Origin of the sequence: Leminorella grimontii ATCC 33999 = DSM 5078 (assembly GCF_000439085.1) — a bacterium.
GTDB classification, from domain to species: domain Bacteria; phylum Pseudomonadota; class Gammaproteobacteria; order Enterobacterales; family Enterobacteriaceae; genus Leminorella; species Leminorella grimontii.
The window spans coordinates 255,097-269,225 of sequence record NZ_AUUA01000001.1 but is presented as its reverse complement, the minus strand read 5'-3'; the positions used below and the strand labels follow the sequence as shown (position 1 = coordinate 269,225).

Here is a 14,129-nt window from a genome sequence, read left to right as displayed (position 1 = left end):
ACGCTTCGTTAAGCGGCCATATACTTCAAGAAAGGATTGCTAGTTTTCTCACAAACCCTTTTTAAACATTAATTTCAATTTGTTATACAATCACCAATAAATACAGTTTATACCAGTCAAAAAAATAATAATACTTAACTGTAGACAAGGAAAACATCTCAATAAAGCAAATCACACATAAAGGGAGAGAAAAAGTCATTCTCTGTTGATGTTAAACAGAAAAATAGCTATCTCAGTACATGAAAGCAATATGTTCTTAACCTTTTCAGAGCAAACAACAGAATGGTTTACAACTTACTTGTCGACATTGCTTGTGGTCTGTACAGATTTAAGTATTTTGGCATTAGTATTAATGAGCTAACATGATGAACAACCAAACCGCAGGCTCGTTAGTATGCGGTTTTATTTACATAAATTTGTGTAATTGTCTGATTTTGATTTGTTCTATCAAAAAATATTCATATGCGGGTCAACTCTTTTCGGGAATTCGCCCATAAGGGCGAATTCCTTCAGAAGAAAAAATACATCTTATTGGCGTCTATTTACCACCCTATAGAATCTTTAAACTCCTCTGCGATAAATTGTTTTTCCAGCGCAATTGCTAGAAAACTCCGCAAATCTTCTTTTTCAACATGATTGTCTTCTGCAAGCTTTGTCAGTGTCTCTCCATATCTGTAGCGCTCAACTATGTCGTCTTTCTCTGCTTGTGACAAATCATCCATCTTGAAATAGTGAGGCTCCTCCTCTGGCGATGCGGGTCTTTCAGGTGTCTCGGGTGATACCGGCTCTTCGGTGCGGGGTCTTTTTGCAGGGATATCCAGGCTTTCTATATCGTCTACCTCTAGCAACGGCAGTGCACCAACATTCTCAAACATACGCTCTACCGAACGAACATCCTTCCCCAGCTTATTAGCCACATTTTCAAGCGACTCCCCTTGTGCCAGCAAAGCCAGCGCTTTGATTTTTAATTCTTCGGTCAGCTCAGGGATAACCGTGATAACGGGCGCAAGCGCCCCCGGTAGTGGCGGCTTGATAGCGATATTTCCCGCCGCATTCTCCCTTTCAATCACGCCCATCTCTTCCGCTGAAAGTTTTAGATTATGAATAATATCATCCGGATCCAAATCGTTGCAGAGCATAAAGATGGCCGAATCCAGTGTGTCCACGGGAATGGCGTTCAGCACGCGTTGACTCTCTTCATGCTGGATCTTCTCCACCATCCAGAGCGATATGCCTTTTTGATCTGCGATTTCCTGCTTGGTGAGCGCCTGCTCTCCACGCTGGTTCAGTAATGTCCACACCTCTTCCTGCTCGGCTTTTGTTATGTGGATATCGTGCGTGCTTGGCGGCATGTCCTGAGCGACTCTGGTCACCACCGATTTATCAATATTGAACGTCTTCGCCACCTCCTCTACGGTCTTGCCCTGCCCCAGCCTTCCGACGATCAATTTATTACGCGCCCAGAGAATCTGGTTTGCGATACCACGAACGGTTTCTACTTTCACTTTAAAATGGTTCGCTATCTGTGTTGTTGTCTGTCCTCCGCCTTCCAGCGCCTTAATGATCCCGGTACGTATTTGAGGTTCAGCCCGCCACCAGGCGCGCGTACCCGTTTCCGTATTATAGTGATTCAGCGTATCCTGGACTCTTCGCTGCGCTATCTTCATTTCTTTGGCAATATTATTTATCTTTACTTTTTTGGTAATATTACCTTGCTTCTCCGCTTCGTCGAACAGATCAAAGATCCTTCTCGCCTGAGCACGGGTAACCAGCGCCACGTTTGAGGATATGCCCAGTTCAACCGTTCTACGGCTCAACTCGATTTCCGTCGTCTCAATATTACGCTGCGCCAGGTCGGTAACCACCTGCGTGAAACCCTCATTTTCCGCGTCAAGATATCGCTCAATAAGGTTAAACAACTCGTTCTTAGGCACGTAACCTGGGAGCAGTCCCCTCCGTAGGGCAATATCTCTTACCGTCCTCGGTGATACGTACCTCATCTCAGCCGTTATCTCACGAGCGACTTGCGTAAATTTTAAAGGCTGGTTATTCGCTTTCATTAACGTCAGCTTTTGTGCTATCGCATCTTCAACCGCCTTAGGAATAAGTCCCCGGTTATAGATCTCTGCAGGAATTACTTTATTAATATTCAGTATACGTAGCACTGAACTTGAGTTTATAGTGATTCCACTCTGCTTTAATTCCATAGCAATTTCTGTTGAGCTTTTTGTTTTATAGAGTTCAACAATCCTATTTTGTACCTCCTGAGGGTATCTGGAAAATGGCTCCGCACCGGATGAATAGGCCGTTCTTAATCCTTTCTTCTTTAATTCAGAAAGAACTCTAGTACCGTATATACGCAGGCCGGGGTAAGCCGCGTTCATCCTTCTAGCGATCTCCTGTCCTGATAACTTTTGACTATTTAGTTCAAAAATAAGGTCGACTTGTTCACTCGTTAATTCTATTTTCGCTCGCTTCTTGCCTGGCACTTCCAACGTCGATTTTATGGCTGCAATCTTTGAATCCCCGACAGATATATTTTCCTTTGCCAACGCATCTTTAATTTCTTGTCTTGTCATCTTATTCATCAGCATTGTTTTTATCCGTTCCTCATCAACCTCTGCAACTTTATATGATGAGATAATCTTTTCTTCTGCCGCAATTCTGGAAATCGTTGTTCGATGAATCCCCTTACCACCACGAAAATAACTTAACTCTCTGGAGATCTCAGCGAAAGCAATTTTTTCCCCCCGCTGCTGTTTTCCCCGTAGCACATCGATGACTATCTGTCTCTCTTCTTTGGTTAATGGAAGATCTTTTCCCCCGCCCTTAAGGCCCACATCGGTATGCGTTTGCCAGATCCCCTCTTCATCCAGAAAAACCGGGTACTGATATTTAACATTTTTACCCTCCGTTGAATAAACCCGCCAAGTATCATTTCCCATGTCAAAAAGGACCGGATAGAGATCGCCCGACTGGCTGATATAGCAGTTTCCCTCCTCATCAAACAGTATCCCGGTCCCCACTTCCTCATCGAGCGGCCCTTCGGGAAGCACCCTGTATCCTTCCGGCAGGCTGACCGATGAGGCCGTTTTCTTTGCCTCCGTCAGTACCTCTTCAGCCAGCATGGGGTGGAACTGCCAACGCCCCTGTGGACTCTGCTTCATGGCAAAATGCGGTTTAAATAAATCGTTTCCATTAAACAACTGGAACCGATCCTGACCAGGGTGCCAGTACACTTCATAATATCGCCCGTCCTGGAAAAGGTAATAGTTTCCCGCGTTATCCACATGAATACCGCTATAGCCATTTACCGGCTTCAGTTCCCGCACATTCTTCAGCGTCACCTCGTAACCGCTGAACGGGATATGCTCTGTGGCTTTGGCTTCATTGCGAATTTGCGCCAACGCTCGGATTTCCGTCGCCAGCGTCCCTTCCAGAGCCTTTGCTTCTTTTGCGAGAATGCTTACTGTCTTACCGACCTCATTTAACGCTTCCGCTATAGAGCCGCCGGGAATAAACTCGCCGACCACCATCGCAGCCAAATCGATACCCTGACGAATATTTGCCGGCAGGTGGGGCGTCTGAATGTACCCAGCGGCCAGATTCATAAAAGGAACCAAATCGAATATCGCCACTTCGATGCCTTCCACCGCAGCCAGTAATTTATCGTGCTGTCTGGCGCCTGGGTACGCATCCTGCGACAGGGCATTGTTACTCACCAGCAGAGCCACAAACGCCTCCCACAAATAGTCGGCATAGTAAATGTCCGGCGAAACGGGCAGGCTCAGCAGTGAGAAAAATGAGGTTGGCCCCGTGCGCTGTTCCGCATTCGCGAGTTCTGCAACCTCAACCTCCCACCCACTAATTTTCCGGCTAAAACCGTCATCCACGCTCAGTTTGTTGAGAAATGCCAGCAGAATCCGATAGGTATATTTATTCGGGTGATTCGTAAACATCTGGCTTCCCAGCGTTCTGAGACGAACCCAGGGATCTCTTTGCGCGCCAGCCGCCGCGACCAGACGCTCCACTTCCGTATTCGCCTCATTCCAGAGCATTTCCTGCTGAGCACAATGGAACTGCAGCCCTTCAAATATTCTTTCCTGAATTTCGATTTGTAGTTCGATAGCCCGGTAGAAATAGAGCTCGGCTTTTTCAATCGTTGGATTATGGGTGAATAATTCCTGTAAAATTTCCAGCTGAATGACCGGCGTAAGATCCTCAGCCGCGATCCAGCGCGTAGCGCCGATCGGCAGCGTAAACATACGCATGACGAATTCGCCTGGGTCGTTCATTGCCGCTGCGGCTTCCTGATAGATACCTTCCGCGATATGAGTAAACTCGTCCATAACTTGTTTACGCTGGTTAGTATCCTGACTGGTGTGGGCATGGTAGATACTTAGCAGCGTTAAAATCTGCCCTAACCAACGCTCCTGCGAGTCATTGGAGACATTGTTGAGTCGATGGTAAATAGGCAGCAGCCATTCATGAAGCGTCTTCACATCATTCGGATATCCGCGATAAGACTGGGCCTCAACGTTTTTCCACATGTCAAAAGCTTTATTTGTCACCTCTTCCAGCTCATTGTTATAGTTCTGGAGGAAATCCGTATGCCATTTTTGTAACTGGGCATTTTCAATATTGGGATAAATTCTCATCATTGTCTTCCTTAAGATTAATTAATTTCAGCAAGATTGCTGACAGTAATAGAACTTGGCTAACGTCTATTTTTAAAACATCTGACTGGCCTGGTTACAGGCTGAGAAACCTTTCTGTTACCAAGAGGAATTACATCGAAAAATGTTGCTCAATATATCGCTCTCCTGATGCTATTAAAAAATAAGACGGCAGGCGTGATACGCTTAGCCAACACACAAGACGTTATTAAATTCTGAATAAAACGCGTCAAATGCGCAGAGAAAAATACCATAAACACAGGGTGCGATAATTATCAAAATCAGCGCAGCAAAATGCTTTTAAATGTTCAGTTAAGCGGGCTTAGTATCATGAAAAAATATCAATAATAAAAATACACACACATTCAACAAGATAGCATCAAGCCACAGATGAATGCCCTTACACTATATTGTATATACAAACGAAAAATTCGATAAAGAACAATTTTAAAATTAGTATTTTTAAACGTGAGATGATTTAAAAAAACCTTACTTACGTTAATTATAATAAAAACTAATTATATAGAGTTCTAATATTATGAAATATTTTCATTAATATTTTATAATATTACATAAAAAAATATTTTAACTATCAAAAAAAATAAGAATGAAAATTGATGAGATTAATTATTAAGAATCCTCCGAAAACCCTAGAGACTAAACGGAAAGAAAGTTAAAAGGAGGATCGAAAACGTCAAGCCTGCACATCATTTTGTAGCGCGACACGAGGCTATTCCTATAGTTGCTTTAGCCAATATGTAGTAATAAGCGTAAAGAAACCAGCTGTCTCATCGGCAGTTCCCTACCTAACCGTGCGTTGGGAGTAATTTCAGGGTGCAAAGCCTCGGGGACAATGTAACTACAAAGTATCCGTAAGAATGGGCCTTGAGACTCAATCTAAAGCTGCCAGCCGCAGACGGTAAGAAGCTTAAAAACAAAAATCAATCATACAATATTAAAGCAACACCTTTAAATAAAAATAATAACAACAAAAACCATAATATATGGATACAAAAACCACGTAAAAATATAAGTAAAAGCTTAAAAAAAGTGATATCAACTAAATATAGATCTAATAGATCGCATTGATATCGTTCATTAGATCTGTAGCAAAATGCACTGCCGATAGACATACCATTTAAAGAATATTATTCTTATTGATAATGTTTACACAGAATTATAGATCGTGTTTAATCCACAAAAAGATGGATATCTCTCGTCAAGGATGAGGCGCAGCATGAGCCTAAAAGACGGCCATCACCCTTCACCTTCCTTGATAAGAGCTATACCCCACAGCTTAAGACACATTTAGCATGGGGAATTTAGCCATCTAAAAATACAGACTAAAAATTAAACAACACATTAAATATATTATTTTTTGACAAAGAATTCTCATTCTACCTAAAAGTGGGAATGTTTGCGCGAGCAGATGTGAAAAAAGTCTCTCTATCCCTTTTTCGCCCCTTGATTCGCGTGATGAAGGAAATAATTGGCCTAAAAGATATTTCATATATCACGGTTGATTATTCCAACTTTAAATGACGATGTAAGACCAACATGGAGTTTGTTATGAAGTTCAGTAAATATCTTTTAGCTACCGCTATCGCAGCAACGTTTGGCGCAACCGCCGTTCAGGCCGCGTCTAACGGCACCGTTAACTTCACCGGTGAAGTGATCGACAAGACCTGCGATATCACCATCGACGGTAACGCCAGCCCGGCGACCGTCGTGCTGCAGGCCGTTGATAAAACTCAGCTGGCCGCGGCCGGCGCAACCGCCAAGCGCACCGGCTTCAACATTGAGCTGAGCAACTGTTCTGGCTCCGCCTCTGTGACCAACGCCGCAGCGTTCTTTGAGAACGGCGCTACCGTCGATCCGGTCGGCTACCGTCTGAACAACACCATCACCGGCGGAACTGAAGCCAGCAACGTTCAGCTGCAGCTGGTTGACGCCGCGACCGGCAACGCCATCAAGGTGGGCAGCCCGGATCAGCACACCTCTTCCACCACCTACGATCTGAGCTCAGGCTCCGCTACGCTGCCGTACGCCGTTGAGTACTACGCGACCGGCGCCGCCACGCCGGGCCTGGTCGCCAGCGCCGTTAACTTCACCATCAACTATTTCTAATCGGTCGCTATAACCGATTAATCGTATTGATGAGCGTTACACGGGGGGCGGCCAGCCGCTCCCCGCATCAGGGAGAAAAGCCTTCATGAACCACCGCACCGTTTACCGCAGCGCAGCCGCGCTCGTCTTCTCTTTTATCCTGACCGCGCCCGCGCTGGCCGGGATTGTCATCACCGGTACGCGCGTCATTTACCCGGCCGGTGAGCGCGAGGTCACGGTGAAAATCGACAATCGGGGAGATAAGCCCGTTCTTGCCCAAAGCTGGGTCGATGACGGCGACCCGGAAGCCACGCCGGAAACGGCCAAGGCCCCCTTCACCATCACGCCTCCGGTCAACCGCATCAACGCGGGAAAGGGCCAAACGCTGCGCCTGATGTATACCGGCGAGCCGCTGCCCACCGACAAAGAGTCCGTATTCTGGCTCAGCGTGCTGGAAGTGCCTCCTCTGAACAAAGAAAAGCAAAATCAGCTACAGATGGCGTTCCGCTCGCGCATCAAGATTTTTTATCGTCCGGCCGGCCTGCCGGGCAACGCTAACCAGGCAGGACAGTCCGTTACCTGGAAAAGAGTCAAAGGCGGCGTTGAGGGAACGAACCCGACGCCCTACTACGTGTCTCTGGCAAACATCGCTGAAGACAAGGCGGGCAAACGCCCGATCGGCGACGGCGGCATGATAGCCCCCGGCGGAAAAACGTTTTTCTCGCTGAAAAAGAGCCTCGGCACAATCTATCCCTCTTATATCAACGACTATGGCGGCATCAATCCAACGCCGCAGCCGGTTTCCCCGTAAGAGGCGTTGACTAAAAAACACAAAGAGAGCGCCGCGCGCCGGCGCCAAAATAAAAACGTTTCATTTTTATCGACTATCGCGTCGTTCCCTTACGGCGCTTTTAGTGAAAGGAATTCACATGTCCTCTTTTCATCGTTCACTGTCACCGCTGACCGCCGCCGTTCTGTTAGCCCTCCCCGGCTGGGCCGCTGCGGATGACGATATTGAGTTCAACCCCTACTTTATGAGCCCCGGCAGCCAGCAGCGCATCGACCTGACGCGCTACAATCAGGATCTGGCGCCGGCGGGCGTGCACAGCGCAGAGCTTATCGTCAACGGCCGCCGCATCGGTCGGGATGAAGTCACCGTGCAGGACAGAACGGTGGACGGCAAGCGGGTGCCCAAAGTGGATCTCTGCGTCAAACCCTCTACGCTCGCCGCGCTGGACATCAACGTCGAGCGGCTAAGCGCACAGGCGCAAAAAGAGATCGCCGACCACAAAGAGAACCAGTGCCTGGCGCTAAACCGCCTGCTGCCCGAAGGCAGCGTGACGTTTGACGCCAACGAGCAGTCGCTCAACCTGACCCTACCGGAAATTTATATCGTCCGCCGCCCCCGCGGCTACGTTAACCCCGAACAGTGGGATACCGGCATCACGGCGGCGACGCTGGGCTACAACCTTAACGCCAGCCGCACCCGCTTTAACGGCAAGGACAATGACACGCTCTACGGCAACATCAACAGCGGCTTTAACCTCAAGGGCTGGTACTTCCGCCACAACGGCGTGTACACCAAAACCACCGATACCGGCAGCGACTACAACAATATCAACACCTACCTGCAAAGAGACATTCCCGCCGTTCAGGGGCGGCTGCTGGTCGGCGATGCCAACACCAAGGGCGAGCTGTTTGACACCCTGTCGTTTCGCGGTGCGCAGATAGCCAATGAAGAACAGATGCTGCCCAACTCGGTCAGGGGCTATGCGCCGGTGGTTCGAGGCACGGCGCGTACGGCCGCTAAGGTCGTTATTCGCCAGGCGGACAACGTGATTTACGAGCGCACGGTCGCGCCCGGCCCGTTTGAAATCACCGACCTGTACCCCACCGGCTACGGCGGCAATCTGGACGTGTCTATTGAGGAAGCGGACGGCTCGCAACAGAACTTCCAAATTCCCTACTCGTCAACCAGCAACCTGCTGCGCCCGGGCACCCATCACTACAGCCTGACCTACGGCAAGCTGCGTACCACCCAGCTTAGAAGCGAGCCGACGCTGATGGAGGGCACCTATCGGCGCGGCGTCAACAACGCCCTGACGCTGTACGGCGGCCTGCAGGGCAACGGCGACTATCAGGCGGCACAGGGCGGTGCGTCTATCGGTACGCCGATCGGCGCCTTCTCGCTGGACGTCACCCACGCTCGCACCAAGCTGGGAGACGCCTGGGGCGTAGATCAGGGAACGATGTCGGGGGAAAGCTACCAGCTCAAGTACAGCCAGATAGTGCAAACCACAGGCAGTAACCTGTCGGTGGCGGCCTACCGCTTCTCGACCGACGGCTATATGGACTTTATGACCGCCATGTCGACCCGCGAGCTGCTGTCGCAAAACTACGGCAAGTCGCAGTATCGACGCGCTAAAAACCGCCTGATGGTGAGCGCCTCCCAGCCGCTGCCGCAGGGCTGGGGCCAGTTTTACGTCAGCGCCTGGCAGCAGGCGTACTGGAACGATCAAAGAACCGATCGGCAGTATCAGTTCGGCTACAACAACCGCTACAAAAAGCTCAACTACAACCTGAGCATCAACCGAAATCAGGACGCGTTCGGCAAGTTCCAGAACACCTACATGATTAACCTGATGCTCCCGCTGGACAACCTGTTCGGCTTTAGCCAAATGGGCACCACGGTAACTCGCGGGCCAGGCAACACCATGAATGAACAGCTGTTCGCCTCCGGCACGGCGGGGGACGAACGCCAGTACAGCTACAACGTCACGGCGGGCCACAACCGTCAGGGTGGCGAAGGGCGTGGAAGCAGCAGCAGCCTGGTGGTCAACGGCTCAATGCGCACGCCGTACACCACCATGAGCGCGCTGGCGGGCAGCGGCAAAGACTACGAGACCTACTCGGCCGGCCTGAGCGGCGCGATGGTAGCGCACTCCGGCGGGCTGACGCTTTCGCCCTACAGCGGCGACACCTACGCGCTGATCGAAGCCAAAGGCGCCAAGGGCGCAAAGATGGTGAGCTATCCCGGCATCAAGGTGGACGGCTTCGGCTACGCTCTCGTTCCCTACCTGACGGCTTATCAGCTTAACGAGGTTGAAATCAGCCCGAAGGGGCTATCGAACAACGTAGAGCTGAACCTGACCAGTCAGAAAGTCGCGCCGTACAGCGGCGCAGTGGTGAAAGTGAAGTACGACACTACCGTAGGTTACCCGGCCCTTATCAGCGCGCCGATGGCCAACGGCCAGCCGCTGCCGTTCGGCGCGGAAGCGTTTGACGCCGACGGGCGCCGCATCGGCGTCGTAGGCCAGGGAGGACGCCTGTTCGCCCGCGTTCCGTCAACCGAAGGACAGGTCAAGGTCGTCTGGGGCGAAGCGCCGGACCAGCAGTGCCAGGTGCGCTACATGCTGCCGGCCAATGCGGATCTGGAGAAAGACAATGCCATTAAGTTTAACTCTCGCTGTGAGTAGAAGTAACGTTATGAGATCGCCAAACCTATTCAACCCTCTGTGCCCCTACTGCCGTAAAAACGACAGAGTGACAAAGCACGGAAAAGGCAGCTCCGGGCTGCCCCGCTACCACTGCAAAGCGTGCAGGCGTTCGTTTCAAACGCAGTACTACTACCGAGGCAATCGCCCTGAGACAAATGAGCAGATACGTCAACTCATCGAACAGGGCTGGGCGCCGGAGAAGATTGGCGCCTATCTAAAAATCAGCGCTAACACGGTCAACCGTCGGTTATCGCTCTATAAGCAAAATAAGGGACATTGATGATGAAAATAGCGACACGCCCCTTTGCGGTACACAAGCCAACGCTAGGGAAATATGCAAATCAGCTTGGCTGTCTCTTATTCAGCTCGCTGGCACTGGCGGCATTTCAGTCGCAGGCGGCAACCTGTAAGCCCTATGTTCCCACCTACTACGAAGACTTCTCGATGCCGATTATCGGCCCGGACATATCGACGATTGGGGAAGATATTACCGTTGGATCGGCTATCTACAGCGGCAGCTATAACTTTACCGTCGACAACAATAAAAGAATTGGCTGGAACTGCAAGGTAGAAGCGGCGGACGTTCCTACCACCTACGAAACCTATATTAAGGCCGACGTTATCGCCATGCCGTCGGGGGGGCCTACGTTCTTTGGCGACAAGGCCGTGTATCCGACCAACGTTCCCGGCATCGGCGTCGCCATCAACGTGCAGCCCGCGGCTCTGAACACCTGGAAATATCCCGATACCTGGTATCAGGACCCTACCCCTATCACCTACGCTGGAACGATAGGGAACTTTGGCTACATGGGGTCAACCAAAGTACAGCTTATCAAAACCGGCCCCATCGCCACGGCGGGAACCCAGCAGGTGTTAAGTTCGTCGTTTCCTACAATCCAACTTTCCGTCGGCGCCATCGCGCCCGCCCCGTTTGAACAACCCTTTATGACCCTCAGCTTCAGCGGCGCAATGACCATGCATACCAAAACCTGCCAGTTGGAAACGACGGTGATAGACGTAGAGTTAGGCTCGCACCCGCGCGCCGACTTTACCGGCGTCGGCAGCGGCACCGAGTGGAAGGATTTTGACATCATTCTGAAAAACTGCCCGCCGTTCCACGGCTACTCGCAGGAAAACGCCTACGAATATTCTTACGTTGAAAGCACAGATAGAACGTTGGGCAACGGCAGAGCCAACAATGTCTCAATCACCTTTAACAGCGCCCACGGCACTTATAACGCGCGCACGGCCCTGCTGGAAAGCGGACCGGACTCTGCCGAGGGCATCGGCATTGAGGTTGCCAGAAGAGGAGACTACACCTATAACGTCAGCCTTAACGGTATGACGCCCTACTCAATTCCTTCCCTAACCACCAGCGATGGAGGAACCTACGTCTACCCGCTGAGGGCCAGATACGTCCAGTACGATTCCAACGTCAAGGGCGGCAAGGCGAACGGGGCCGTGGTTTTTACCGTTACCTATCAGTAACGGAATACGGATGAGAGACAGGGTTCCGCTGACCGACGGTTATCTAAAAATCGGCGTTAACGCGACCGCGCGCCGGTTAACGTTTTATAAGCAAAATTAAGAGACTTTAATAATGAAAATGACGGCGCGCAGGACGTATACAGGGCCGCTCTGCCGACTTTTATCAGGCGCTTTGGCACTGGTAGCGCTACAGGCGCAGGCGGTGAACTGTGAGTTTACCTCTCTTTTCACTGAAAACCTGACAATCCCGGTGATCGGGCCGGGTCTTTCAACGGTCGGAGAGGATGCTCCCATTGGAAAAGTCATTTATTCCGCCCAGTTCATGGGCACGTCCAGAAATACCTCCTATGAATGCACGATAACCGTAGAAGATCTGGAGGCCGGGCAAGGCCAGCAGTTAATGAACGTTTATAACAAGATTGAGACGATCGCCACGCCGTCAGGCGCGCCGACGCAGTCTGGCGATAAGTCCGTTTATCCGACAAACGTTCCCGGCGTCGGTGCCGTTTTTTATATGACGGGCTCGGTTTTTAACAACGCACAGTATCCCGCTATTTGGGAAAGAGAGTTTCAGATAGGGTATGGCACGACAACTCAGGGCCTGGGCCAGGTTTCAATAGTAAAAATAGAGCTGATTAAAACCGGGCCAATACCGGCGGGTACTCAGCTGGTTTTGGGATCTTCGTTTCCCACCTTTCAAATATCCTCCGGCTCCAAATCCCCGATCGCTACCGATCGCGTATTTGTCACGGTGAATTTTAGCGGCGCCATCACAGCGCATACGAAAACCTGCCAGCTGGCTACGCCGGTGATTGACGTCAGCCTTGGCCTGCATCAACGCGCCAGCTTTACCGGCGTCGGCAGCGCAACCGAGTGGAAAGGGTTTGAGATTACGCTGAAGGACTGCCCTCCCTTTTATGGCTACGGCCAGTATAGATATACCGAGTCCAGCGGCTTAACAACCGGTACAAGCAGCGCTAACCGCGTAGCGCTGGCGTTTAACAGCGCCCACGGCGTTGTTGAAAACAATCCCCTGCTGGCCAAGCTGGAAAGCGGGCCGAACTCGGCCGAAGGTATTGGCATTGAGGTGTCCGAAGGTGGTGTAGATAATCCTATAAATCTTGATGGGACCGGCGGCTTCGATCTTCAGAACTTACTCACGGATGACGGAGCGACCTACGTTATCCCGCTGAAGGCCCGCTACGTTCAGTATGATACAAACGTAAAAGCCGGAATCGCGAATGGCGCCGTGGTTTTTACTATCACTTATCAGTAGCGTGATGAAAAGCCCTTGCTGCCAGTTTTGCGGATGCCTCACCGGCGAAACCGGATGAAAAAAGCCAGGTTTTCCCTGGCTTCATAAACATAAAACAAACTTCTCGCGAAGGATCTAAACCTTAATCCCCGCCCTTTCCATCACCTCAACCAGCTTCAGCGTCTTCTCGTTAGACAGCCGCTCTACCGGCGCCAGCACCTCGGGGGAGATGTCCAGCCCGCTCAGGCGAATCGCCTGTTTGATGACGCCGAAGAACGGCGTTTCCAGGCCGTAGACCGTCGACAGCTGAGAAAGGCGGCGCTGCAGGTTAAACATCGTCTCATAGTCTTTCTCTTTCCAGGCGCGATAGATGCCGCAGGTAATGTCGGAGGCAAAGTTGGCCGTCGCCGGAATGCCGCCATTGCCGCCCATAATCAGCGTATCCATCATGTATTCGTCGAAACCCGAGAACACCACGAAGTCGCCGCGCACCGGGCGAACCTGATTGATGATTTCGCGCACGTGGCTAATGTTGTCCACCGTGTCCTTGATGCCGATAATATTCGGTTCGTTTTCCGCCAGGCGCTTGATAAGGCCGACGCTGATATCCTGCCCGGTCAGCGCCGGAAAGTTGTACAAAATCACCGGCGACTTAACGGCGCGGGCCACGCGGCTGAAGTGGTTATACATGAACTCTTCGCTGAGCAGCGCGTAGTACGGGTTCAATACCAGCACGGCGTCAACGCCGAGAGCGTCGGCATGCTGGCCGAACTCAATCACCTCTTCGGTGCTTGGGCTGCTGATGCCCAGCAGCACCGGCACTCGCCCGGCGATGTGCTTAACGGCGAACTCTGCCACCTCGAAGCGGCGCGCTTTCGGCATGTGGCAAAACTCGCCGCCGCTGCCGAGGATCAGCATACCGTCTACGCCTTCGTTGACCAGTTTATCGATGAGCTTGCCCATACCAACGGTATCAAGACGCCCGTCCTGATGAAATACGGTAGGAACCGGCGGATAGACGCCGCAAAACTTGCTTAAGTCAGCCATTATGTACCTTCTTACTCCATGAAAAATCGGTCTGCGGCGCCCCGCACGAAAGTGGACGGG

The 14,129-nt window shown here is 51.0% G+C and carries 8 protein-coding genes; 6 read left to right on the top strand and 2 right to left on the bottom strand.

Translation table 11 applies throughout. The features are described from left to right. Positions 1-542: 542 nt before the first annotated feature. Positions 543-4,661, bottom strand: a complete 4,119-nt coding sequence (locus tag G544_RS0101305; protein WP_134389067.1) for a hypothetical protein — start codon at positions 4,659-4,661, stop codon at positions 543-545. 1,584 nt (positions 4,662-6,245) lie between these two features. Here G544_RS0101305 and G544_RS0101295 point away from each other — a divergent pair. From G544_RS0101295 to G544_RS0101270, 6 genes are all read left to right on the top strand, one after another. Beyond that, positions 6,246-6,803 carry a fimbrial protein gene (locus G544_RS0101295; RefSeq protein WP_027272915.1) on the top strand — a complete coding sequence of 186 codons (558 nt, stop codon included), beginning with the start codon at positions 6,246-6,248 and terminating at the stop codon, positions 6,801-6,803. An 85-nt stretch (positions 6,804-6,888) separates the two neighbouring features. Beyond that, positions 6,889-7,593, top strand: a complete 705-nt coding sequence (locus G544_RS0101290; RefSeq protein ID WP_027272914.1) for a fimbrial biogenesis chaperone — start codon at positions 6,889-6,891, stop codon at positions 7,591-7,593. 118 nt (positions 7,594-7,711) lie between these two features. Further along, on the top strand, positions 7,712-10,258 hold the full coding sequence (locus G544_RS0101285; RefSeq protein ID WP_036023042.1) for a fimbria/pilus outer membrane usher protein: 2,547 nt from the start codon (positions 7,712-7,714) through the stop codon (positions 10,256-10,258). Between the two features lie 10 nt (positions 10,259-10,268). Next, positions 10,269-10,559 carry an IS1 family transposase gene (locus G544_RS22050; protein WP_134389068.1) on the top strand — a complete coding sequence of 97 codons (291 nt, stop codon included), beginning with the start codon at positions 10,269-10,271 and terminating at the stop codon, positions 10,557-10,559. A 2-nt stretch (positions 10,560-10,561) separates the two neighbouring features. After that, positions 10,562-11,767, top strand: a complete 1,206-nt coding sequence (locus G544_RS0101280; protein WP_134389069.1) for a fimbrial protein — start codon at positions 10,562-10,564, stop codon at positions 11,765-11,767. Positions 11,768-11,939: 172 nt separating this feature from the next. Continuing rightward, complete coding sequence (locus G544_RS0101270) at positions 11,940-13,043, top strand: fimbrial protein (RefSeq protein WP_161624097.1); 1,104 nt, start codon at positions 11,940-11,942, stop codon at positions 13,041-13,043. 114 nt (positions 13,044-13,157) lie between these two features. On the opposite strand, the gene G544_RS0101265 is transcribed toward G544_RS0101270, so the two are convergent. Then, complete coding sequence (locus tag G544_RS0101265; RefSeq protein ID WP_027272910.1) at positions 13,158-14,069, bottom strand: dihydrodipicolinate synthase family protein; 912 nt, start codon at positions 14,067-14,069, stop codon at positions 13,158-13,160. Positions 14,070-14,129: the final 60 nt, after the last annotated feature.